We start from the raw sequence: 26,214 nt of genomic DNA on the forward strand, positions 1-26,214 counted from the left end.
GGAGGCATGCGGAGTGGGAATGACCAAGAAATCATTTATATCAGTTTTATTAAGTCTTAGCTTAGTGTTTAGTTTAGTTTCTGTGTTGTTGGTAAAACCAGTGGATGCAAAAACGGTCCGGGTTGCCATTATTTCGGCTTTGTCTGGTGACGTCACGATTAAAAAAGGTGGCGGTTCGAAAACGTATGATGCTTATGAAAATATGAGCTTAAACCAAGGGGATACCGTTTATACAGGGGACGGCTCCTCGGTAACACTTAACTTAGCTAGTGGAGACGCTGATGTTACATTAGGTGACAACGCTGAATTGAATGTGTCTGATCTCAATTCTGCTAACGGGAATAAGAAGTCCAAACTGAAAGTTTGGGCGGGTTCCATGTGGGTCAAAGTTAAATCATTGGCCGGTGCAGATGATGAGTTTGAGGTAGAAACACCAACTGCAGTAATGGGTGTACGTGGAACACAATTCTTCGTATCTGTTGATCCTGTTTCTGGTAAAACCAAAATGGCTGTAGGTTCAGGACGAGTATCTGCTTCCACAGTAACGCCCAGCTCGGATGAGACACAAACCACAACCATTACCTATGTGAACCCAACGCAAGAAATTTCTTTGGATTCCAGAAATGAAACTAATGATCTGGACTTGAAAGTGGAGTTCTTCGACCTAGAGGATTTTATTAAAAATGCTTCACCAGAAATTATTAAAGAATTAATTCTTAATAAAGCCGACATAGATAAAGAAAACGATGAGTTCGTTGCGAAAAAGCAAAAAGAAATTGCAGATGGAACGTCTACGAATGATAAAAATTCGTTGAGCATTAAAAATCAGTCAGACCTCGATAAAGTAAAACAAAACTTAGATAATCTAATTGGTAACGTTGCTAAGCAAGCAATTGCGAGCAATAAGCTCGATCAAAAGACGGTAGACACGATAATTGCTGAGGCCAATAAAAAAATTGACTCAACGGATAAAAAACTTGATTTATCTAAAGTGAAGCCACTGGATAAAACGGCAGGTGTTGATCCTGAATTAGAGAAGAAAAAGCAAGAAGAGCTTAAGAAGCTTGAGGAAGCAAAGTTAAAGAGTAAGCTTGAGAAGGAAAAGGCAGAGGCTGCTGCTAAGCAAAAGCTTGCTGATGCTTTGAAAAAGCTAGAGGATGAAAAGAAGAAAATTGCTGAAGAGAAGAAAGCTGCAGAAGCAAAGGCAAAGGCAGAGGCAGAAGCGAAGTTGAAGGCTGGCATGACTGAGAAAGAGAAACAAGAATTTGAGACGAATAAGCAAGGAACAACGACACCAACTCAACCAGCCTCTGGTGACAACAATAATGGAAACAGTGGTGGTGGAGACACCGTCACACCGGCACCAACGCCAGTTGTCAGTATGGAAGTTGTAGATACAGTCGTTGAGCCAAATCCCAATGTAGAAGGCCCTTCGTATACACGCTTTAATTTGAATATCAATATGACTGATTTCATCGATACCTATGGTAAGGACATCTATGGCGTAGAAATTCATTTACTGTATGGTTACAATGCATTTTATAATTATCATTCAGAAGTTCCGTTTAATGCCAATTCAACGGTATTTACTAATCCACTTACAAGTGCTGATTATATCAAAGCCTATGAATTGCATGGTTCTCAGAATGAGCTTGTATATGCAGTGACCAATTTTGGAAGTGTTCCCAACATTTCATTTACAGGAACGAAAAAGCTAGTAAGCATCCCAATGGAAACTTATGGGGCTACAACTATCAGTGTTGGTAAAATTGTGATTGTTCGCAAGAAGGCAAATAGTGAAGTCGAAACTATTAATGTTCCACTTACAAGTATTCAACCGAAGACAGTGGGCACTGGGACACCTATGCCAAATATCGATTTTCCACCAGTATAGGATTCGAACTCATTAAGTTTATTAGTTGAATTAAAGGAGATTCCAATGAAACCCTTAAAACAGATATTAATTTCAAGCGTAATTGCTGCTACGTTAATAGGAGGATCATCTGCTTTAGCTGCTGGCATAGATGCGGATGGTTTGAAGTCAAGTACAGGGCAGATTCTATCAGACGTCTCGACCCTCGCGGGTATTGGTGAATTCGAAGATACAGATGGCGCTGCTCTGCAGGCAGCCTTCCGTTCACCGGGAAGTGTGCTTCAACTCACTGACGGAAGTATCCTTATTGCGGATACACGCAACCATGTCATTCGTAAATTGAAAGATGGTCAAGTGACCACATTTGCAGGACCTGCTCTTGCTGTTGTGAAAAATGCACAAGGTTTCCCCACTGGTGGACTGCTTGACGGGAAAGCGTCTGAAGCTTTCTTTAACGAGCCGACGGGTCTAGCTGTAGATGCCAAAGGCAATGTGTATGTGGCGGATGCTGGCAATCATGCTATTCGCAAAATAGACGTAAATGGAATTGTCTCTACAGTTGCAGGCAAAGGGGTACCTGGCAACAAAGACGGCAATGGTTCAGAAGCTACTTTCAATCACCCAAGTGATATTGCGGCGAGTGCTGACGGTACCCTCTATGTAGCTGACTCGCTTAATCATACTATTCGTAAAATCGCTGCAGATGGTCGCGTTACAACGCTTACAGCGCCTTCTACCCGTGTTATTCAGGTTCGTCCAGGTGAGGCCTCATTCGCAGGGGAATACCACGATGGAAGCCTCTCTACGGCGACATTCAATGAGCCTTCTGGACTAGCGCTAGATGGCAAAGGAAATCTATACGTCAGTGATACAGGTAATCAGCGTATCCGCTATATTGATTTGGCCTCCGGAAATGTATCGACAGTAGCTGGATCTACACCAACTGTTAGTGCTTCTGCAATTTATGGGAAAAACGAGTTATATGCAGCGGGTGATTATGCTGACGGAGAAGCATTGAAAGCGAAGTTCGACTTCCCTAAAGGTCTGACTGTGACCTCGGAGGGCGGCCTCCTGATCGCAGATAGTTTGAATCATTCCGTGCGTTATCTGTTAAATGGCCAAGTAACAACGATCGCAGGAACACCTCAAACCGGGGAAGAAGATGGTGTTGAGCAATCTGCAGCATTCTATAATCCATCAGATGTACTAGTGTCATCGCAAGGTAATTTGGTTGTAGCGGATGCATCCAATAACAAAATTCGCAAAATTACCCCGTATCAATTGCCTGAGGCGGTTTCTAATGATGGACAAGTGAAGGTGGTCAGCGGTAACAAGCTTATTTCCTTCGATGCGCAGCCTGAAATTCAAGACGGGCGTACTATGGTGCCAGTGCGTGCGATTAGTGAAACTTTTGGCTATAAAGTGACTTATGTCGAACAGGCTGGTAAATCAATCGTACAGCTCTCCAAAGGTGACTTGACTGTAGAGTTAACCATCGGTGAAACGGGGATCACACGCAAGCAAACAGGGCTGCCAGATTCGAAAGTAGAGACGGATGTTGCTCCTTATGTGAAGCAAGATCGTACTTACGTACCTATTCGCTTCTTCGCTGAACAGATTGGGTTGGATGTGCAGTGGCAAGCTGAGGTTCAAACGGCAATCTTACGCGTGAAATAGAATCGTTGTAAATGAGAGGCTTGGAAGGGGGGGTTCCCTGACCAAGCCTTTTTCTATTGGGACTTCAACTTTGTGCCTCGATTGCCGATAAAAACGGAGAATAGTGGAAATCGGACTGGGGGACTGAGCACTTGAAGTCAAATAATCAAAAGGATCAATTGTCGAAATTCTTCCAACATAATCCGATCGAGGATCCTCTGTATCTCAAGAAATATGTGAAAGAGCATCCCGATCATAAAATGGCGTGGTATTTACTAGGCAGAGAGTACACGGCTCAGGGGAAAACTGGTAAAGCGGCGTACTGTTTTGCACAGGCTGGGGAAATATATGAAGCATTTGAGCAGCAAAAAATAGTGTTGGAAGAGCCGTTGCCTCTTAACTTGACGAATCCGAAGTTATTAAAAGAAGCAGCAGCGGTTGAAGCTCGCCATTCCCAATCACGTAGAAAGCGGAAATGGCTGCCTTATCTTATCATGTTCGTTCTGCTGTTGCTTCCAGCAGGCATGGATCTTGCCAAATCAGACGAAATGGAACATACGTTCGATTCCGCTGGAAAACAAGCAGGTGGAGGTGAAGTTGCTACACTTACAGACATTCAGGTGGATAATCCTGGATTAAAACTGTATTTCTCAGATGGGGATTGGGGGAAAAAACTGCAACAGATCCTACAACCTCCTGTCAGAGGGACAGGGGAATCTGTCATAATGGATGCGCCCCCAAGTAAAGATGGCCAATGGAAAGAATGGCATCGATCGGTTAGTCCCTTGCTAAGCGTGGAACATACAGGCACCGGAGTGAATCAAGCTGTATTAAAGTATTATCAAGCGCAAATATGCTCTTGTGAAGTGGTAGATAGCTCAAAGCTAGTACCTATCATCCAAGCTTGGATGCATGATCGCGAAGAAGCGATTATTTTGCAAAGTGCGATACAGGCATACCAAAGCAAAACGGGTAGTTTACCGGATAAGCCGGAACAATTGACGAAGCCGTATCCGGACAACCTGTTGCCAGGACTAACACCGCAAATGAAGGAGGCGTTCCCTGCTGCGTTGCAGAAGGTAGCTGAGCTTTCGAGTGGAAAAGCACCGCAAGTACCGAATCTAACGGGAGGGAATGCTAGTGAACGCCCTTCGCAACTGAACGAAGAGAAAGTGCTAGCGGCGAGCAGTTCGCAGCCTGTTGCCTCAACCGAGCCTTTTAAAGAGCCGCTTAGAATTGTCATTGATACCGAACAGCATCAGTTGGCTGTTGTGAGTGGAGATTTCATTCTGAGGCGATATCCAGTAGGTCTTGGTGGGAATAAGACGCCGCAAGGGGAATTTATCATCAGTGAAAAAGTGCGAAATCCGAATGGGCGATCGAATGGGGAGTTCGGTAGCCGCGGAATGACATTGTCGGATACGCTCTATGCTATACATGGGACGAATAAGCCTTCGAGCATAGGCAAGGACGAGTCCCATGGATGTGTTCGTATGCTGCAGAAGGATGTGGAAGAATTATATAACATGGTTCCTGGGCAAACGAAAGTAACAATTGGGAAAGGCATGTTACCTCCCTCTGTAGGTGGCGAAGGTATTGGGGCTGGTGGTGGAATACCTCAGCAAGCGATCGGTTTGCCTTTGGAAACGAAGGATAACAATCCGAATAAGGTATACAAATGGCTTGATTAAAAAAGGAGGTGCAAGTTTATACTTGCCTCTCCTTTTTTCGGGTTTACACATAACCAGTTGACGTATGTAACTACTGCAAGTTTTATTCTTGACAATCGTCTCGAAAGCGATTACAATTCGAAATGTGAAGTTTTCAATCACTTTAACATAATCATTTGTTCAAAATGAGCAGTAAAGTCATAAGTATAATGATCACTAAGAAAATCGATCCTGTCCAGTAAATCGCTTTCAAATTAATTTCATTTTTCTGTCTGCGCGAAGCGGTCACTGGTTTGCGTTTGGCCATAAGAATCACCTTTTCCATTAGGATTAAACGAGATGATTCTATCATATCATAAGAATGCGCATACAATGAACAAGAATAATAAGCGGGTTAAAAAAAGAGTATTGACGTCCATGTCAATTTATTGTAAGATTTAATCACACGGAACACCAAAAATAATTTAATATGTAAGTTTTAATAACATGTTACCGTAAGGGCATTAGTTATTAGAAGAAATGCAAGTCTTCTTCTATAACTATGCCCTTTTTATTTTGCCCATTGCCGATTATGAAAGGGGTTGATCGCACAAACGAACAAGAGTTTAACTACCCGGGGACACGCTTCACCAATAAATAAGTAGACGAATTAAAAAAAGGGAGACGATGATCACATGAACATGAAAAAATGGTCAACAATTGGTTTGGCAACGTCAATGGCACTTGTAGCTGCAGGTTGCGGTAAATCCACCCCAGCAGAAACTACAAAACCAGCAGCATCTGTAGCTCCAACAACAACAGCGGCAGCTTCCGCGGCACCTACGGCAGCAGCATCTACTAAACTTACTGGTGATTTTGAAATCCAATACTTTGTTGGCGGTTACGGCGATAAATGGTGGAAAAAAGTTATTGCCGATTTCCAAGCGAAAAACCCTGATTTGAAAATTAAAGAAAGTGCGGGACCAAAAATCAACGAGCAAATGAAACCCCGTTGGATTGCTGGTAACCCACCTGATTTCGTATACATCGATGGACCTGAATTGTTCGACCGCCAAATGGTGACAGACGGACAACTCGAAGATTTGACGGACTGGATCAAAGACGCGAAAAACGTGGATGGCGAGAAAATCATTGATTTGCTTGCACAGAAGCCACAACAATTTGACGGCAAAACGTACAACATTCCTTTCGTAATGAGCTCATGGGGTATTTTCTACGATAAAGCTCTTTTCAAAGACAAAGGTTGGGCTGAGCCGAAAGACTTCGAAGAGTTCTTGGCTGTAAGTGAGAAAATTAAAGGCGCTGGCATTAATCCATTCATCCACACTGGTAAATATCCGTACTACATCAACGGTGGTGTATTGCTTCCAGCGATCGTATCTGCGAACAACAATGACTACAAATTGCTGCAAGACATGTCCACAAACAATCTTGAAGCTTGGAAAAACCCTGCAATTATCAAAGGTCTAAACAAAATCGTTCAAATGCGTGACAAAGGCTACATCGACAAAGCGTCCGTACAAATTAACCACACGGATTCCCAATCCTTGTTCCTGCAACACAAAGATGCGTTCATTCCGAACGGTCTATGGTTACCAAACGAGATGGCGAAAGACGTTCCAGGTGGCTTCGACTTCGGTTTCATTCCATCCATCACACAAGATAAAGGTGGAAAAGTTGTAGCTAATACATCCACAGCTACGTTCGGTATCGCGAAAAAAGCGAAAAATAAAGATGCTGCAAAAGCATTTATGCAATTCGTATTCTCCAAAACACAAGCTTCCCAATGGGCTGAGCTAAGTGGTGCTCCATCCAACGTTAAAGGTGATATTTCTTCTTCCAAAGCTCCTAACTTCGTAAAGGATGCTGCGAAATTCTTGTCTTCACCTGACACAGTTGTTGTACCAACCGTTTCTTTCGCTGCTGACGTTGACAAAGCGATGCAAGACGCAACTGTTGCTTTGACAATTGGCACAATTACTCCTGAACAATGGGTAACCCGCGTATCCGATGTTGTGGCAAAACAAAAGAAATAGGAACTGAATGAAGCAGTGCGGAGAACTTCAAGGGCAATGCTGCCTGTGGCGTTCTCCGCCATTTTAATGATAGGACGGTGACGATAGAATGAAGGCCAACTCGAAAAAATTGAAACGGAATTTGTTCATCGCTTCATTCATCATTCCGACTTTTCTTTTCTTCTGCGTATTTACGATTTATCCCGTTATACAAGCCTTACAGAAGTCTTTCTATGATTGGTCAGGAATGTCTGAAAATAGCGAGTTTATCGGTTTTGACAACTTCGTTGAACTGTTTAAAGATCCGATTGTACTTAGAGCCATTGGAAATGATTATTTCCTCGTTGTGGGTAAAGTCATAGGGATTATGATACTGGCGACGTTCTTCGCCGTGGCATTAACAAGATTTAAACTGAAGGGTTCCGGTTTCTTCCGAGCGATTTTCTTTATCCCGAATGTTATTTCAGTCGTTGTTATCGGCGTACTTTGGAATTTCATTTATAATCCGCAAATCGGATTCTTGAATGCTTTCTTGTCACTCTTTACGGAGAAAAAAGTAGATATCACTTGGCTAGGATTTCCTCAGCACACGATCTGGATGCTTCTACCACCAACAATATGGGCAGGTATTGGTTTCTACATGATCCTAATGATTGCTGCAATCGTGAATATTCCTGCTTCTTATTATGAGGCAGCTAATATAGACGGAGCTGGTCAAGGGGCGCAATTCCGCCATATTACCATGCCGCTCATCTGGGAGCAGATTAAGGTTTCCATCGTTAATATTGTAATCACAACACTTAATGGTTCCTTCGTTATCGTTCAATTAATGACTAATGGGGGACAACCAGATAATACGACGCAAGTTATGGGTTCTTATCTGTATCGGATGGCTTTTCAACAGTATCATTTCGGTTATGGAGCGGCCATTGGTGTCATGATTCTTATCGTGTCACTCATTACGACACTGATCTTGCAGCGTATCATGCGCCAAGAAACCATCGAAATGCACTAAGTCATCATAGACCAAGATACTGAAGGAGGGAACCATGTTATGACTGTCAAAAATCCATTAGCAAAAATGTTAGTGTGGATCATTCTAATCATTTGGAGTGTTGCGGTGCTCTATCCGCTCGTATGGACATTGCTCGATGCGCTCAAAAATAATGAACAATTTTTCTTAAATGCTCCGTGGGCATTGCCTAAATTCCCATTACTTTGGTCAAACTTCTCGTATGTGTGGAGTAAATATAACTTCAGTACTTACTTCCTCAATTCAATTGTAGTGACGGTAGGTAGTACGTTACTGGGTATGATCCTAGCAGCAATGACGGCATATATTCTGGCGAGATATGATTTTAAGGGGAATAAAATTCTCTTTACGATTTACATCTCTTCGATGATGATTCCGTTCGCTCTTGCCTTGATTCCCTTGTTCTTCTTGTTGAATGATATGCACCTTATTAATACTTGGCTGGGGCTTATCCTCGTCTACGCGGCACTCAACTTGCCATTCGGGATCTTCTTGCTGGTTGGGTTCTACAAATCACTGCCCAAAGAAATCGAAGAAGCTGCCATTATTGATGGAACTTCGCACTATGGCACGTTCTTCCGGGTTATGTTACCATTGTCACAGCCAGGTCTGATTACGGTTATGATCACGAACATGTTGAATAACTGGAATGAATACTTCCTTGGGGTCGTTCTTACGAATGAGCCGACGAAGTATACGCTTCCAATTGGTCTCGCTGTTATGCAAGCCGAGATGCAATATCGGGTAGAATGGGGTCCCTTATTCGCGGGATTGCTTATCACGACATTACCGACTTTGATCGTGTATATGATATACCAACGCCAGATTGCAAGTGGGATTACAGCAGGAGCTGTGAAATAACGGTATATGGCAATGCATAGAAAAAACACCTTAACCTAGAGGAATTTATCCTTTCGGGAGGGTGTTCTTTCTACTATAATGGGGATAGGTAAAAGCAAACAAGGAACGGCCAAACTTGTGGGCTATAGGTGAATCTGATGAGTGTAATGTATGCGTTTCAGAAGATGGGGAGATCGCTGATGATCCCTATTGCGGTGCTGCCGGCAGCATCCATTCTTCTTCGAATTGGTAAAATGTCTTTCGATGATCCATTCCTTGTTCATGTTGCTCAAATTTTTGAGCTAGGCGGAAGCGCAATTTTTGATAATTTGCCACTGATTTTCGCTATCGGGATTGCGATCGGATTAACTTCTGGAGAAGGCATTGCTGCTTTAGCGGCTGCTGTTGGTTATTTGGTTTTTGATAATGTTCTTAAACATTTTCAAATGGTTTCAGGCAGCTCGGAGCCTTTGGATACAGGCGTGCTTGGCGGGATGATGGTGGGGATGCTCTCTGCTACGTTCTTCAATCGATTTAGTCATATTCAGTTGCCAAAGTCGCTCGGATTCTTCGGCGGGAAACGGTTTGTTCCACTTCTAACATCCCTCGTAATGGTTTTTCTAGGTGTAGTTGTTGGGCTCATCTGGCCTCCTGTTCAGCAAGGTATAAGTGAAATAGGTTTATGGGTTGTTGATAATGGGAACATTGGGGTTTTCATCTATGGCGTCATGAATCGGTTGCTTATTCCTACAGGTCTACATCATGTGATTAATAATATCGCTTGGTTTCAAATCGGGGATTTCGTAACACCAGCAGGCAAAATGGTACATGGGGATATTTCTCGCTTCTTCGCAGGGGATCCTACAGCCGGGATGTTCACGACAGGTTTCTATCCTGTGATCATGTTCGGGCTTCCAGCAGCAGCACTTGCTGTCGTACGAAGTACTTCGTCATCTACAAGGAAATTTGTAGCCCCCGTGATGTTAACAGCTGCACTGACAAGTTTCCTGACAGGCATCACAGAGCCAATTGAATTTGCTTTTATGTTCGTAGCGCCTGGTCTTTATGTCATTCATGCTGTTCTTACGGGCTTCTCGATGCTTGTTATGAATATCCTTCAAGTGAAAATGGGCTTTGGTTTCTCTGCAGGATTTATTGATTTTGTACTAAATTGGCACTTAGCGACGAATCCATATTGGATCATACTCATTGGCGCTGTCTACTTTATTATATATTTTACTACCTTCCGCGCGTATCTACACTTCTTTCCGATGAAAGTATCAAGTAAGGATGACGTGGAGCAACATGTTGAGATAGAAGCAGTTGAAGAAAAGCGTCCTCTGGTGGATCGACCAACACGAGTTCTTACACATATCGGTGGAGCTTCCAATATTATATCCATCGATGCTTGTATTACGCGATTGCGCCTTCTCGTTAAAGATGAAGTACTTGTACAAGATAACGAGCTTAAGGAATTAGGTGCGATTGGTGTCATTCGGTTAGGAAAAGGTAATGTACACGTCGTGTTTGGGACGGAATCGGAACAACTTCGTGAAAGCATCAAACCTTTGCTAGGTACAAAATGAGAAATAATCAGGACAAGCCTAAATATACCCCACAAAGAGACGTATGCCTTCGAAGTCTATTCCGGCTGCTTTGCGGGGACCCCGAAACTGTAAATTGGGAGGTGTCTTATGATTGAACGGACGATCATACATGTGCTATCCCATAACGTGGTGATGGCGCATTTAAGCTCGGGGAAAAATTCCATTGCATTCGGTAAGGGGATTGGATTCAAGAAAACGCCAGGTATGATGATTAGTGAAGGTGAAATCACGCAAGAGTTCCTTTTGCATACATCAGAAGTATTGAAGAACTATGAACAAATCCTAAACGCCGTCGACGTGAAAATCATCGGGATTACCGAAGAAGTGATTGCTTACGCACAAAGCATGCTGGAAGGCGATTTCTCGGAAACGATCCACGCATCGCTTGTTGATCATATTAATTTTGCGGTGGAGCGGCAGAAGCGCGGAATCTTTATCACGAACCCTTTTGCCTACGAAATTGGTTACATGTACCCTGAGGAATATAAAGTTGCTAAGAAGGCTGTTGAGTTCTTGAATGAACATTTGGATGTGAAATTACCGGAGGATGAGGTTGCTTTCTTGACGATGCATTTCAACAGTGCCCGTAAGAAAGAGCAAGCATCGGATTCTCTTGCGGTTGTCAGAGTGGTCTCACAAACAATCGAATCTGCGAAGGAACTTGGCTTTAATTTCGATGATTCGTTCTCGACCCTTCGTTTTATCTCCCATTTAAAAGGTGTCATTGAACGGGTTAAGTCGAAGAAAACACTGCAAAATTCACTGCTTTCCAAAATTAAAGAAGAATACGGCGATACCTACGTGAAGGCAAAGGTATTATCCCTACTATTAAGTGATTCACTGCAATTAGAAGTACCTGACGATGAGACCGGCTACTTGACGATGCATTTGGAGCGCTTGCTGCAACGTACAGAAGTTTAAGTGAAATAAATAAGCTGAGAGTATTCCCTTGCAACCTTTGTGGAGCAGGGATTTTTTGTGTGAATAGACGGTTTAAGGTCAGCGGTGGATTGCATATTTCTACAATGTCAGCTAAACTGACTGATAGAGTACTTAGAGAACGGAGTGCATAGGACATGCTTTATAAGAAAATAGCCAAGCCCGTTTTGTTCCGAATGGATCCGGAGAAGGCGCATCATTTAACGATTGACGGACTCAGTACCCTTGGGAATCTGCCTGGTGGCAAGCAACTGCTTAAATCCATGTATGGGGTCGCAGAATCACCACAATTAACACAGGAGTTATGGGGATTGCACTTCGGCAACCCAGTTGGCCTTGCTGCAGGGTTAGATAAAAACGCGAAAGCGGTCAAAGGATTCTCACAATTGGGTTTTGGCTTTATGGAAGTCGGTACGATTACACCCAAGCCACAACCAGGTAATGAACTTCCCCGTTTGTTCCGTTTACCAGAAGACAAAGCACTTATTAATCGAATGGGTTTCAATAATGTAGGTACTGCTGAGATGGCAGACAACCTGAAGAAGACAGGAAAACGTGCGATTCCAGTTGCCGTGAATATAGGTAAAAATAAATCTACGCCGAACGAGCAGGCGGAAGAAGATTACCGTGCTTGTATCGAAGCGTTATATACATATGGAGACTTCTTTGTTGTTAACATAAGCTCACCAAATACACCTGATTTGCGTAATTTACAACATGGCGATGATTTGAAACGATTGTTGTCTACAGTTCGTGATGAGATGCAAGTACAACATAAGAAGCACGGCGGTGCCGCGAAACCGGTACTTGTCAAAATTGCACCAGATTTATCGGATGATGAGCTCGTTCTTACTGTTCAAATCATTAAGGAAAGCGGAATATCGGGTATCATCGCTACCAATACAACGCTCAGTAGAGAAGGATTGCGACATGCAAATCGCGAACAAGCTGGCGGGCTTAGTGGATTGCCACTCACCCAGCGTTCAACAGATGTAATTCGACGCGTGTATCAATTAACCGAAGGCAAGTTGCCGATTATTGGGGCTGGGGGGATTTTCACTGCGCAGGATGCGTATGACAAAATCCGTGCAGGAGCAAGCCTTGTTGAGGTATATACAGCATTAATCTACGAGGGACCGGGCTTGTTAGGCCAGATAAATAAAGGGCTGCAAGAACTGTTAAAGAGGGATGGATTCACACATATTTCCCAGGCAATAGGCGTAGATTCGCACTAGTTTCATTCAGGATGGAGGATACATGGATGGATGGACGAGACTGGAAGAAATTTTTACTGCCTTATGAGCAAGCAGTGGAAGAGTTGAAAGTAAAGTTCAAAACATTACGTGGAGAGCTCAAAAGTCGTGAAGAATACGCACCAATTGAATTTGTAACGGGACGTGTAAAGAAAATATCAAGCGTGCTTGAGAAGGCGAAGCGTTTGAGCGTACCGATGGATCAATTAGAGTCAGGCATTGAAGATATCGCTGGTATTCGTATCATGTGTCAATTCGTAGAAGATACCGAAGTACTTGCTGAACTTATACGCAACAGACAAGATATGAGTGTGGTGTATGAGAAGGATTACATTACGAATAAAAAGCCAAGCGGATATCGAAGTTTTCATATCATTATAGAATATCCCGTTCAAACAGCTCTCGGGATGAAGAAAATACTAGCGGAAGTTCAGATTCGGACTCTAGCTATGAACTTTTGGGCGACGATTGAGCATTCCCTGAATTATAAATACAAAGAGCAATTACCTGATAAAGTACGTGCACGATTAAGTAAAGCGGCAGAAGCAGCGTATCTGCTGGATCAGGAAATGTCGAGTATTCGCGGCGAGATTATGGCTTCGCAACGGATGTTTGAGGATAATTCCAATCTAGTCAACCGGGTGCTAAGCAACATTCAAGAGCTTTATTTCTATCATCGCGTACGCGAAGCTGCCCAATTCCAATTGCGTTTCAACGAAATTTGGGAGACAGAAGAAGGGCTTAGCGATTTATCTGCAGATATCGAGGCAGCCATTGCTAGGGCCAAAAAAGGAGATAATAGCTAATCTATGAGCGGATATGACCGATTGTATGTCGCTTTTCTGTACTATTTTAACGATCAGCGGGATTATTTCGAATGTCATGAAGTGATGGAAGAGCTTTGGCTGGAAGAAGGTCGAAATCCGTTATACCAAGGTCTGCTGCAAATTGCAGTAGGCCTTTATCATCATGGGAACGGCAATCCGAACGGTTCTATTAAACTTTTTAGTGCAGGGCTAGACAAGCTGGCTCCTTATCCGGATCATACACTAGGCATCGATCTTGGTTTATTAGTGAAGGAGAGCAAGATTTATCTAGGGAAGCTGTTGAATTTGAAAGAGGAACCTTTTCTCCCTTATGATTTGGATATTAAGATTGTGGATCAAGAGCTTGAAGATCTTCTAGAGGGATTGAGATTAGATCCACCGCTAAGTAGTGAGCATGAGTAAAGAGAAAGGACTTCTCACCAATGGTGAAGAAGTCCTTTTGTAAGTGAATTAATTAATGGCATTAACCTTTATACTTATTGAAAAAGGCTTTGAACACTTCAGGCGTATTGCCGGCTGTAGATCCAGCTTCAGGAACTCCGCCAACAATGCGATCTACTTCTACGCCGTTTTTGTAATAAACCAAAGTAGGTGTGGATTCGATCTTGTACTTGTTCCATCCATCTTTGAACTCTTCCAAATTGAATTGCTTAACATCAAGATTAAGCTCTTTTTGAATGGGAACTAGAACTGGCGTCGTTACTTTGCAATGTGGGCAAGTTGACGCATAATAGTATTGGAAGAAGGTTTCTTTGTTCTTTAATCTTGCATCTAAATCTGCTGGTAAAATTAAGTTCTGGTAGTTAGGATCGTTTAATTGTTTCACAGTCTCTGGATTAAGCTTGGATGCGGCAACACCATACGGATTACCTGCATTCGCTTTATCCGAAGATTTGGTAGATTGCTGATTAACAAAGTATAACCCACCGAATAAAATGACCACTATGCCTAAATAAATAAGCAACTTCTTCATGTATGCACCTCTTTATATAATGTGTACTTTCTACTATCTTCTATAAAAAGTATAGCATATCCTGTAGGATTTCGTAAAAATATTGGCTGTTTCGTGACAACTCAGCTATAATACCGTTACACTGTACAGAGAAATAACAAAAAGTCTGATCATTTGGGATTTTATATAGAAAGCGAAGATGTCGAATGGCGAAGCAGCTACCACCCCTTTTTAGGGAAAAGATGATTGATTTATTAGGTGATGAGGAGTTTGAGCAGTTTCTCGCTTCTTATGATGAGCCAAGAGTTTATGGATTACGAGTCAATACTGGTAAGGTGGAACGGGCTGAATTCATGGAGAATAGTCCATTTCAATTGACGGCGATACCTTGGGTGCCAGATGGCTTTTATTATCAAGAGGGAGAACGGCCAGGAAAGCACCCGTATTATCATGCGGGACTTTACTATATCCAAGAGCCGAGTGCGATGGCACCGGTGGAGTTGCTTGAGGTAAAACCCGGGGAGCGGGTTCTGGATTTGTGTGCAGCCCCAGGTGGGAAATCCACACAGATTGCCGCGAAGCTGCAAGGTGAAGGTGTGTTAGTTGTCAACGATATCCATTCGGATCGGGTTAAAGCCTTGGTTAAAAATCTCGAGCTGCTTGGCGTGCGAAATGCCGTTGTTTTGAACGAAAAACCGGAGCGGATGTTGACTGTTTTCCAAGGTTATTTTGATAAAATTTTGATTGATGCGCCTTGTTCGGGTGAAGGTATGTTCCGTAAGGAAGAAGAAATGATGGGACAATGGGAACGTCATTCTGTTCAAGAATTTGCTGCGATGCAGCGTGAGCTGTTAGCGCAAGCAGCAGTGATGTTGGCGCCTGGGGGCAGGATCGTGTACTCGACCTGTACGTTCTCACCGGAGGAGAATGAGGCACAGATTGCTGAGTTTTTGGACAAGCATCCTGCGTTTGATGTCGTACCTATTAAGGGATTCAGTCCTGGGCGGCCGGATTGGTTAAGAGCACCGTGGTGTGAGGCCGACGGCTATAGTAAGGAAGCGAAGAAAGCAGTGGCGGGGACGGCGAGGTTGTGGCCGCATAAGTTGCGGGGTGAGGGGCATTTTTTGGCGGTTTTGGGGAATGTGGGGGAGAGAGCAAATACAAGTGCAAGTGAGGGGGCTGCCGGGTTTGTGGCGGCAGCTGGGAAGCGTAGCGGCCGTCCCGCGCTACGGGGGAAGGGACGTGCTGAGGCACCGCCTAGCACGGGGGTGAGCTTGGAGCCGCTGGAGGCGTTCTCCGGTGAGCTGCTGCGCAGCGAGCCTTTCGCCATGAGGCGGATGGTCTGTTACGGCGAGCACGCGTATGCGTCGCCGGCGGGCTTGCCCGAGCTGCACGGACTGAAAGTCGTGCGGCCGGGTTGGTACATCGGCGCGCTGCACCGCGGCCGATTTGAACCGTCCCATGCGCTAGCCATGGGACTGCGGTTGCGCGAGGCCAAGCGAGCGCTGAGCTTGGCTTCGAGCGACGAGCGAGCCCTTCGGTACTTGAAGGGCGAGACGCTCGAAGTCGCGGAGAGCGAGATACTCCGCGATCCGAAAGAGACGAAGGCAGCCAAAGGCTACTGCCTAGTCTGCATTGACGATCATCCCGTCGGCTGGGGCAAATGGCTCGACGGGATGCTGAAGAACGAATATCCGCCCGGCTGGAGGTGGACCTAACGGTCATGAAACAAACACAACGACTCGATAAAATACTCGCCCATGTAGGCGTGGGCACACGTTCTGAACTTAAGCGCCTCGCCAAAGAAGGCGCCATTCATGTTAACGGTGTGAAGGTCAAGGACAGCGGGATGCAGGTGAATCCCGACAAGGACACCATTACCGTAAATGGTGAAGTGGTGACTTACCGTGAATTTGTTTATCTAATGATGAACAAACCACAAGGGGTTGTCTCAGCAACCGAAGATAATCGGGATCGCACGGTAGTGGATCTTTTGGACGAGGAATATGCGCCGTTCGAGGTGTTCCCTGTAGGCCGTTTGGACAAGGATACAGAGGGCTTCCTGTTGCTAACCAACGATGGCAAGCTAGCCCATAACCTGCTTTCACCTCGCAAACACGTTCCAAAAACCTACTTCGCTAAAGTGGAGTGGGAAGTGAATGATGCAGATCGCGAAGCATTTGCGCAAGGTGTAACTCTAGATGATGGATATGAGACGTTGCCTGGTGATTTGAAAATTTTAAAGTCCGGCAATGAAGTAGAGGGAATCCCTTCTGAAATTGAACTGACCATTATGGAAGGTAAGTTTCATCAGGTGAAACGCATGTTCCAGGCCGTCGACAAGCAAGTCGTTTTTCTAAAAAGAATTTCAATGGGCCCACTGGGACTAGATCCTGCTTTAGGCCTGGGTCAAGTCAGAGAATTAAGCTCTGATGAGCTCATGGCTTTACGAAATGCTAACGAGAACCAAAATTAACTATACAAATGTACTAAATTATGGTATTTTCTTGATAGTGAAATGTATTGGTGCGGAAGAACCGCCTAGTTATTGCTGATTTTTAGCAATGCTAGGCGGTTTTGCTATTTTCAGAGAAAATATGTCGAAAATAGGTAGACATTTACATTTATGAAATGAGATACTACCAATAATTGGTTATATAGAAACAGGGGGAGTTTAATATGAAAAAAACATGTATACTGCTTTCTAGTTTATTTTTATTCACAGCCTGCCAATCCTCGACCTCAGCTTCTGAGTCACCCTTACCAACCGCAAGTACAGTCACTACCATCAAATTAAAAGATGTTTCAGACCACTGGGCTATGTCTGCAATCGAAGGTGCTATAAAAAAAGGTTATATTGACGGGTATGAGGATGCAACATTTAAGCCCGAAAATAATGTTTCTCGAGCTGAGTTTGTGAAAATGGTTGTAACGGCGATTAAGGAACCTGTTAAAAGTGTGTCAACAGTGGTGGACTGGTCATCTCCTTTCCTGACTGCCGCGATAAACAAAGGAATTCTTAGAGAATCCGATTTCTCGATAAATGATATGAATGAACCCATTTCACGGTTGGAAATGTCCCGTATTTCACTGCGTGCAACTGATGTGACTTTACAGAATAAAGCGATTCAAATAGATAATGATTCGGTCATGTATAACGCAGCAAAAATAGGACTTATCCAAGGGTTAGCAAAGGGAGCCTTAGAACCAGACAACTCCACTACGCGTGCTCAATCTGTAACTATCATTGAACGAATTCTTAAAGTGAATCAAGGAGGAACGCTAGAGATTGATAAGTATGCCGTTGGAAATGCTGAATTGGCATTGAAACACACGAATATATTTACGGTTATGCCACATATTTTCGGAGGGGAACAGATTGAAAAGTGGAATCCGGCTAATCTTACACTTGAGACTGGTGATGGACAGTATAAGGGGACTATAGATCAAATCATTGCAATCGATCTCGAAGATCCAAACGATCCCAATCTAGGACTTTTAGGCGATATAAGTAATTTAAAATGGCATAATGGTATGACCGTAAAAACTAGCAAATATGTAAAAGATGGATACATGAACAGCTACGTACTTTATTTCAAGGGGCATGTAGATTACAACAAAGATCAATCCATTTATAAAGACAACCCTCAACCAACATATAGTTTTTACGGTTTTAAGAATGGTGACCCTCAACTAATGATTGATGGAGAATTAAATACTCCTACTCATTTGTTTATTAATAAATTAGGGGATATTTCAGCACTAATAATTCCTAAAAGAGGTGTTACAACTGATACATATGCTGGATTTTCATTAAGTGCTCCAGCCATTCCACCAGCACCTGATTATAACAAGACCATTTTCTATAGTCTAATACCAAAAAAATGATACACACATCTAGAAAGTGAGGTGCTGCACAATGCACCTGCAAAAAAAACGAATAAGTAAATTAATGTTATTTATACTAATAATTCAACTTGCCCCTATACAATATATAGATATTTTATGGCCTTTCGCTAATGCAGCGGCAGCAGACGAAAGTAGAGATATGACCTATTCTACAAATTCTACAATGGGGTATCAGGCCGTTTATAGTGATGCCAAGACAGCTAATACCAATCCTTTTACAATCTCAGCGCCTACCGGTAAAGTGATCAAAGAAATTTTTTTCTTTCAAGATGGTCAACTAATTAAGACAGTAGATTCAGCTGTTGGTTTATCCAGTTGGAGTACATCTGGAATAAATTTTCAAGGACAGTCCGTTGCCGTTGAATCTAAAGACAATGATTCTGCGAAAGGATATTTCGCTTGGTATCGCTATGCTCCTGGTAGCTCAGGAAAAACACTTGACTGGTATCAAGATGGTGCTCTAGGTTGTTCACCCTTCTCAGGAAGAGATTATTCAGAAAATGTTTATGGATCCATGATGCCTAAAAGTCCTAATTGTGTCGGTGCTGGTCTATCTCTTTCAGCCGATAGAAAAAAGGACTATAAAATGGTAGCAAGCGGAACCATCTTACCATCAAGTGTAGTAAACGCATCAGATATTACAGCCGATGCAGAGATTATTAATACTTCTGTGTCTGGCCCCGATGGTGTACCTGATGGTGTAACAGTTGCAGCTAAAACCCATTATATTGAAACAAAGGGTATTACTTCAGACAGATACGAAGTCTTTTACACCCAAGATCTAAACTACGAATCGGACTATACCAAACAACTCGGACTTCCCGGCGCAAAAGTCATGGTCTACTACGCCGCCTTTAAAGTCAACCTAAAATCCAACACTTACAAATACCCAGACCACATAAAAATCACCTATGAAACCTCAACAGGCCCACCTAACTTAGGCAACATCATTCTAGACGAGGACGGCCAATGTATTGAAGCAAACAAGTCAACAAATTTCCACTTTTCATTTACAAATACAGGCGGAACAGATATAACAACTCCCTTCAACGTAAAAGTTTTAATCGATGGCACAACATTCCAGACCTTTAACTACTCAGGTATCAACGCCGGTCAGCAAAAAACAGGCACTTTCATCAAATCCTTCTCAAGTACTTCCCCATACGGAATCTCTATCCTTATTGATCCTATCTCAGGTGAATCGAACACCTCCGACAACACCAAAACCCTTACAATCACACCCCAATCTTCTTGCACGGTATCCCCTCCAGCTGAAGTCATTACAGCCAATTTTAAAATCGAAAAACCCTCAATTGAATTCGGGAGTTACAACGGAGTTATAGCCGATGGAATTTCTGTTATGGGTGGCGAGGGTTGTGCCATTAAGCAAGTCGCCTATACGGTCTCGCAAAATGGAAACTCGAAAGTGTATTCAAATACCAGTGCTTTTTCTTTTAATGTTGGAGGATTACCACCTGACCCAGGTTGGATGACAATCGGAACTGTTAGTGTCTCGCTTAAAGTTACGTCCACATGTGGGGGAGAAGCTAATGCAGGGCCAAAAACATTTCAAATAGTTTCGCCAGCATCTTGTGCAGGAGCAAATAGCCCACCGGTCGTACGTGTTGGTTGGTTTAATGCTTATGACAGTGGAAGCATTATTCCCGAGAGTATGTTTGCAGTAGATGAACGCGTTTGGCTGCGAGTCATTCAGAAGCCAGCTATGCTTCCAGATGATCACGATGAGCCTTATGACCCGGACGGAGATCCATACTTTTTAACGTGGGATTTCGATGGTAGCTCTAGCGCATGGGTAAAACAACTTAAAGCCGATTATGGTTTATGGGATCACGAGCCTGACGGTTGGAAGATAAATTTTCTCGCTAATGTACTAGGAACGCACAGTATCAAGGTAACGGCAACGGATAAATGTGGTAATCAATCGCAAACTTCGGCAACTATGAACGTTGTACCTCCGAACCCAGTCCCAATCATTACATTACCGCCAAAGGTAGTTGAAGGCAGATCGTTTACGCCAGATATTAGCTGTGCGAATAGTTACACTCCTTATAAGTCAAGATCCATATCAAGTTGTGATTGGCATGGAACTAAGCTGCCTATATATCCAGATTTTGGTGATTACGACATTCAGCTGGATGTAACAGATAGCGCAGGATTACGGTCACTTAGCACAGCACATTCTATTTTGAATGTCTTAGAAGACTTACCACCTGTGGCAAAATTAGACTATAACGATATCGGAATAAGAAATGTTCCTATTTCATTTCAAGATAAGTCATTTAGCCCAGACAGCGATCCAATTGCGGAGCGCGCAATTACTTTAGCTTGCGATAACAATAATAATGGATCTTTAGCTGATGATACCCTAATTAATATTACCCCTGATGGTGGAGGGAACTTTACCTTTACACCTACTCAGGTGGCAAAAACTTGTAATGTTCACATACATTTAAAAGAAGGTCTTGGTCTTAAGAAATCAACGGATAAAGATTTTCCATTTGAAGTGGTCAACCAAATGCCCGAAGTAGATTTCTCAGCTTTTGGTGTCCAACCGGAGCCTGCCAACATAACTACTGTTACACCAACAGCCGATACAATCGTTAATTCAGCAACATGGACAGCCTCTTCTCCCTCAAGCGTAACAGCACCAAAACTGTATGATTATAATTCAAACGATAACTCAATCAGTACGAGAAATGTAACGAATTACGAGCCATACAAATCAATCACTAGTTCAAACGTGGTAACAAAATGGTTCTCGACGGATAAAGGCTATTGTGGTGATTGTGGTAATACAGGTACGCTTAATGGTTATTATGCTAGTTTTAACAAAGAAAATAGGTTCGCTAGGCACCTTTGGAGATCAGGCCAAAATTCTAGTGATGCCAATTACTTTTATAATGAAGACAATCCTTCAATTGCTTATGGATCGACGGTTGCTAACGGGCCTGTTTTTTCAAACAATGGCGGTTGGGGAGAGGAAGTAATACCGAAATTAGTTTATTCTTACAAGATGGAATCTAATTCGGATATGATATTTCAAAGACAAGGGGGTTATAACTCCTACTGGCAAAATAGTACGTATAATGAGCTTGTAACTAGAATTACGGACATCTTGAATTTCACCAAAAACCCTAACAACCAAAATATAACTCCCGCATATACGGATACCAAAACGTTAACATGTGGAACTGCATGGTCTGATTCTCCAACTTGTCCACCACCAGAACCAACTACCTATCCAGCAATGTTTAATTCTCCAAACCCTAAAGTGACAGATGGGGTACTCATGGACGCAGTGAATTGGGGCTTAGATTGGGACGGTTATGTCGTGCAGCGTGGAACCACTCAGATTAGCTCGGGTATTAATAAGGATTCGAGCGGTAACGTCTACAAGAATAAGTGTTACTGGGGCTATTATGATAATTACTCAACTTCTTGTAACTTGGTAAAATACAACAGTAGTGGAGTAGTGATTTGGGAATATAGCAATCCCATTGCAAATTTGATGCAAAACATCAGTATAGATTACATATCCGATAATGATTCTAGAATTGTTATTAGATATGGTGCAAAAAAGTATCTTTTAAATGCAAACACTGGTTCTGTTTTGTTAGATTTAGTAGGTGGTGGGAATGCTTCTGATCCCCATAATAATTTAATTTACTACTTAGGTGCTTTTAATAATCGGATTGCTTATATCAAACAGACGGTAGAGCCTGGCTATTACACCACTGTTGGTAAGAATGGTTTTTGGGATTTGATGTTCTACGACCTAGGAACGGATCAAACTACGACCATAGAACGGGTGAAAACATACGAATACTTAATTCAATATTGGCCAGATGATGGTGACATTCAATATAGAAATCCTACTCCAAAGGCTACTATATCTTCGGACGGAAAATTAATTATTGGCAACGGTGAAACGAACATCTTGGTCTACGATATGAGAACAGGTTCGAAAGAAGTGGATATACCAACTGGATTGGCTTATACAAATTACTCGGATTCAGGAAATGGAGTTAACACACATGGTATAAAGAGCATTAACCTGACAGAGGATGGCACAATCAAAGTAGTGTATCAAGGATACTATGATTACGGAAGCTCTCAGACAAGGAAAGAAACAATATTATCTGTGAAAACAGATGTAAACAACGCAGAGGAAAGTAGTAGTTACGGTTTCCTATCCAATAATGATGCTAGTTTTTATAACGGTGATATTAGTGTTAAAACCAAATTCAATCTGAATACGTATAGTGACAGCGTGACAGCAGGTATCGGATTTAGAGTGCAAAATAACAAGAATATGTACAGAGTAGAAATGACACCCAATCTCATCAAGTTGACAAAAATTGTTGATGGTGTTTCATCTACGATTATGAGCAAAACTTATAATTCGAAGATCGGGGTGTACACAGATATCAAAGCTAAGGTAAGAGCTAATCACATAATCGTCTACGCATCTGGAATTCCAATTATTGATGCTTACGATGATACATTTGCGGTTGCAGGATCCTACGGACTTTACTCAGAATCCCCGTATGTAGAACTGAAAGATTTCAATGCTATGATCTATGAGAATAGTGATACGGCAGTTGCCAATCAAGCCATTGTTGGTATGCCAATTACCTATAGCACAAGTTATTTGGATCCTGAGAACGATCCTGCTATTCCTAATCTAGCAACATGGAAATTTACGAATATGGAACCTTATAAATTTCTTAATGCAGGGGATGGCGCATCCGATCCTGTAGGAACTAATAGCTATAATGGCATTGTTATTCAATCGCCAAGTCCTAGTATTTCTAAAGTAGGGGTATTCAAGGTTGAATTCCAAGAACCGGATGATCCTGCACCAGTTGGATTTAAGTATCCATCACCTGTCTTTGCCATGTTTCAGAAAATGTCCGATCCCGCAATTCATTCAATCCTGGTTCACAGAAGACCAATAGCACAATTTACGATTGCCGAGAATGCAGATCATACGATTCAATGGACAGAAACTGGCTACGACCCCGATCGCTGGCTTAGCTCGGCAAATTATTCAACTGAAGCGACTGGGAGAAATTATCAGACGACGAGAGGTGTTTTTAACAATAGGTACAGCTATACAACACCTAGTGGTGTAACTCAGCTTGGAAAGCTTACGCGACCTACTGAAACAGGGCTATATACGGTTAGAGCTGCAGTTGCTGACGAATACGGCGCATGGTCCGAGTGGGTGGAACAAACGATCAACATTACGATTCCGTTGCCGAATCAACCACCTGTTGCAGTGCTTACATTCCCAAATGGTACCCAGGCCAATCCTAGTCACGTGAATACGGAGCAGCCTACGAATACATGGAATCAAACGGATCCCGATGCAGGGACAACGTTTGCCGCTTTCCAAGTCGTCATTAGGGATGAATTAGGAAATGTTTTTGTTGATAGTGGGATAAAACCACAAGGAACACCTGCAACTACACAGGAGTGGATAACTTCACAAGCATTAGCACAAGGACAGAAGTACCAAGTTCAAGTAAGGGTATCCGATGGAATGGCTTGGTCTGCATGGTCAAACATAGGGTGGCTTATTACAAACCGTCCACCAACTGCAACGATGTTGGATCCCGACGGTACACAAGCTGCGCCAACACGTTATACTACCTTGCGGCCAACGCTGCAATGGAATCAAACAGACCCCGATCTAGGCACAACGTTTACGTATTTTCAAATACAAATCACGAATGAAGCAAACGATACCCTGATTGTAGATTCAGGCCAGTACTACCAAGGCACATCTTCAACAACGGGTAGCTGGACAGTAAATGCCGATTTACCAGCTGGCCAAAAATTAAGAGTGCGTGTAAGGGTATTCGATGGTGTCATCTGGTCTGACTATTCACCACAAACTTGGCTTTACATCAACCGACCACCTGTCGCTAGTTTCGATTGGAATCCTAAGCCAGTTTGGGAAGGTGATGAAGTACGAAGCATGAATGCTTCGACAGATCCTGATGGCGATATGCTTACGTATTTATGGACCGTTCAGGGGCCTGATGGGGTTACAAAGACTTTTACAACATCAAATTTTGTGCAAAAGTTCACTGATCCCGGTAATTATCTCGTTACACTCACTGCTACGGATGGGTTCCTAACATCAACGGTCGTCAAAACGATTACCGCGGTGCCTTTGACTATCAGTTCTGTTGTGACTTACACGGACAATTGGTTGATTATTCATAATCAGAAAGGGCACCAAACACAAGTAAATCCGAAACAATTTTATGCTGGGGAAATATTTGTTGTGAAGAGTCAGAGTGCAGCCGCCCCAGTTGACGAAGTCATCGCTTGGATGGATACGATTGGATTGGATGGTAAGACTTTATCTGTTTCTACAAAATTAGAACCAGAGTCCAGTGATTCCACTAGATTCAGTGGCGAACTATTTAATAGCCGATTCCAATCGCTAACGGAAGGATTACCTCGAGGCGCACAGACGATTCATTTTCAAATTAGGTATGGGAATGGTGTTGTTAGAAAGGAAGATATTCCAATTGAAATCATTGGGAATGCTGGGCAATCAGTTGGAGTTCATCGGGTGCAGTAATGGAGATTGAATCTAAGGAAGTCGTTATTGTTATTGTAAAATCGATGAACTGCTATTGCACCTATGGTACAATGAGTCGATAAGACAAGAGTGAGGAGAGAATACCTTGAATTATCGATTAATCGCCCTAGACGTAGATGGCACACTGCTTAACGATCACCACGAATTAACGGATCAAACGATTGAAACGATACAGGAGGTTCATGATCAAGGTTGTCATATTGTTTTGTGCACAGGGAGAGCACCAGCAAGTACATTGCCGATCCTGGAGCAGCTGGGCCTGGAAGGAACGATGATTACCCACAATGGCGCAGTAACCGTTCATGCGGATGAGCGAGGACAATCATTGGTAAATGAGTTTTCTTTTGAAATTAGCGAAATCGAAAGTATGTTGGCTTATACTCGCCGAGAAGGGATTCACTTCGATGTGTGTACGGCTTTTAATATGTATATCGAACGTGTAGGTGAGTATGAGAAACTGATGTATCAAAAATTCCTCATCAACCCTAAACTCGTTACCTCCGTTTCAGAGCTCGGCGTGCCGATCGTTAAATTTACGCTTTTTGCGCAACCGGACGTGTTGGATCGTGTTCAATTGGACTGGGAAGATCAGAAGTTGTATGGCAATTTGAGGATGATTCGCAGTGGAGATTTGTTCATAGATGTGATGAATCCCGTGGCAAATAAGGGGAACGCTCTGAAGGCGTTGGCAGCTACTTTGGAGATTGAAGCCCCAGAAATTATGGCGATTGGCAACTACTACAATGATTTGGAAATGATGGATTTCGCAGGATTGGGAATTGCTGTTGAGAATTCACCAGATGCTGTGAAAGTGGCAGCAGATGCCGTGACATCATCCAATAATGATGAAGGTGTACATAAAGCCATACGAAAGTACTGTTTTTAATAAGAAATCGGCCAAAAAACCTCGTAAATTGAGGTTTTTTGTCGTTTAAGGGGTTTTTCGGGCATATTTCGTATGATAGAATGAGAGAAAGACTAATAGATGATGGTGGTGTGA

The 26,214-nt window shown here is 42.9% G+C and carries 18 protein-coding genes; 16 read left to right on the forward strand and 2 right to left on the reverse strand.

What is annotated here, in order from left to right; translation table 11 throughout:
• Positions 1-19: 19 nt before the first annotated feature.
• From AC58PV_RS31295 to AC58PV_RS31305, 3 genes are all read left to right on the forward strand, one after another.
• Positions 20-1,894, forward strand: coding sequence for a FecR family protein (locus tag AC58PV_RS31295; protein ID WP_497436915.1), 1,875 nt, complete (start codon positions 20-22; stop codon positions 1,892-1,894).
• A 45-nt stretch (positions 1,895-1,939) separates the two neighbouring features.
• Positions 1,940-3,550, forward strand: coding sequence for an NHL domain-containing protein (locus tag AC58PV_RS31300; RefSeq protein WP_497436836.1), 1,611 nt, complete (start codon positions 1,940-1,942; stop codon positions 3,548-3,550).
• Positions 3,551-3,681: 131 nt separating this feature from the next.
• On the forward strand, positions 3,682-5,220 hold the full coding sequence (locus AC58PV_RS31305; RefSeq protein WP_497436837.1) for a L,D-transpeptidase: 1,539 nt from the start codon (positions 3,682-3,684) through the stop codon (positions 5,218-5,220).
• A 151-nt stretch (positions 5,221-5,371) separates the two neighbouring features.
• Here the strand turns inward: AC58PV_RS31305 and AC58PV_RS31310 are convergent, their stop codons facing one another.
• Positions 5,372-5,506 (reverse strand): hypothetical protein, encoded by a 135-nt coding sequence (locus tag AC58PV_RS31310; RefSeq protein WP_497436838.1) that lies wholly within the window; start codon positions 5,504-5,506, stop codon positions 5,372-5,374.
• A 367-nt stretch (positions 5,507-5,873) separates the two neighbouring features.
• Here AC58PV_RS31310 and AC58PV_RS31315 point away from each other — a divergent pair, with 367 nt between their 5' ends.
• From AC58PV_RS31315 to AC58PV_RS31350, 8 genes are all read left to right on the forward strand, one after another.
• Positions 5,874-7,235, forward strand: coding sequence for an ABC transporter substrate-binding protein (locus tag AC58PV_RS31315; RefSeq protein ID WP_497436840.1), 1,362 nt, complete (start codon positions 5,874-5,876; stop codon positions 7,233-7,235).
• Between the two features lie 88 nt (positions 7,236-7,323).
• The gene (locus tag AC58PV_RS31320; protein ID WP_497436842.1) at positions 7,324-8,229 is read left to right on the forward strand and encodes a carbohydrate ABC transporter permease; all 906 of its coding nucleotides are present in this window, start codon (positions 7,324-7,326) and stop codon (positions 8,227-8,229) included.
• 39 nt (positions 8,230-8,268) lie between these two features.
• Positions 8,269-9,108 (forward strand): carbohydrate ABC transporter permease, encoded by an 840-nt coding sequence (locus AC58PV_RS31325; RefSeq protein WP_497436843.1) that lies wholly within the window; start codon positions 8,269-8,271, stop codon positions 9,106-9,108.
• A gap of 146 nt (positions 9,109-9,254) precedes the next feature.
• Positions 9,255-10,673 (forward strand): PTS transporter subunit EIIC, encoded by a 1,419-nt coding sequence (locus tag AC58PV_RS31330; RefSeq protein ID WP_497436916.1) that lies wholly within the window; start codon positions 9,255-9,257, stop codon positions 10,671-10,673.
• A gap of 108 nt (positions 10,674-10,781) precedes the next feature.
• On the forward strand, positions 10,782-11,615 hold the full coding sequence (locus AC58PV_RS31335; RefSeq protein WP_068662108.1) for a PRD domain-containing protein: 834 nt from the start codon (positions 10,782-10,784) through the stop codon (positions 11,613-11,615).
• A 155-nt stretch (positions 11,616-11,770) separates the two neighbouring features.
• Positions 11,771-12,868 (forward strand): quinone-dependent dihydroorotate dehydrogenase, encoded by a 1,098-nt coding sequence (locus AC58PV_RS31340; RefSeq protein ID WP_497436845.1) that lies wholly within the window; start codon positions 11,771-11,773, stop codon positions 12,866-12,868.
• Positions 12,869-12,894: 26 nt separating this feature from the next.
• The gene (yjbM, locus tag AC58PV_RS31345; protein ID WP_497436846.1) at positions 12,895-13,692 is read left to right on the forward strand and encodes a GTP diphosphokinase; all 798 of its coding nucleotides are present in this window, start codon (positions 12,895-12,897) and stop codon (positions 13,690-13,692) included.
• 3 nt (positions 13,693-13,695) lie between these two features.
• Complete coding sequence (locus AC58PV_RS31350) at positions 13,696-14,115, forward strand: DUF309 domain-containing protein (RefSeq protein ID WP_497436848.1); 420 nt, start codon at positions 13,696-13,698, stop codon at positions 14,113-14,115.
• 61 nt (positions 14,116-14,176) lie between these two features.
• Here AC58PV_RS31350 and AC58PV_RS31355 read toward each other — a convergent pair whose 3' ends face one another.
• Entirely contained in the window at positions 14,177-14,686 is a 510-nt protein-coding gene (locus tag AC58PV_RS31355) for a thioredoxin family protein (protein WP_497436849.1), read from the reverse strand.
• Positions 14,687-14,871: 185 nt separating this feature from the next.
• Here AC58PV_RS31355 and AC58PV_RS31360 point away from each other — a divergent pair, with 185 nt between their 5' ends.
• The 5 genes from AC58PV_RS31360 to AC58PV_RS31380 all read left to right on the forward strand — a co-directional run bounded on the left by AC58PV_RS31360 (position 14,872) and on the right by AC58PV_RS31380 (position 26,100).
• On the forward strand, positions 14,872-16,383 hold the full coding sequence (locus AC58PV_RS31360) for an RsmB/NOP family class I SAM-dependent RNA methyltransferase (protein WP_497436850.1): 1,512 nt from the start codon (positions 14,872-14,874) through the stop codon (positions 16,381-16,383).
• 5 nt (positions 16,384-16,388) lie between these two features.
• On the forward strand, positions 16,389-17,141 hold the full coding sequence (locus AC58PV_RS31365) for a pseudouridine synthase (protein WP_497436851.1): 753 nt from the start codon (positions 16,389-16,391) through the stop codon (positions 17,139-17,141).
• 203 nt (positions 17,142-17,344) lie between these two features.
• On the forward strand, positions 17,345-18,553 hold the full coding sequence (locus tag AC58PV_RS31370; protein ID WP_497436853.1) for an S-layer homology domain-containing protein: 1,209 nt from the start codon (positions 17,345-17,347) through the stop codon (positions 18,551-18,553).
• 31 nt (positions 18,554-18,584) lie between these two features.
• Positions 18,585-25,193, forward strand: coding sequence for a PKD domain-containing protein (locus AC58PV_RS31375; RefSeq protein WP_497436854.1), 6,609 nt, complete (start codon positions 18,585-18,587; stop codon positions 25,191-25,193).
• A 106-nt stretch (positions 25,194-25,299) separates the two neighbouring features.
• Positions 25,300-26,100 (forward strand): Cof-type HAD-IIB family hydrolase, encoded by an 801-nt coding sequence (locus tag AC58PV_RS31380; protein WP_497436855.1) that lies wholly within the window; start codon positions 25,300-25,302, stop codon positions 26,098-26,100.
• The last annotated feature ends 114 nt before the right edge of the window (positions 26,101-26,214 follow it).

The organism is Paenibacillus sp. J22FR83 (genome assembly GCF_059691955.1).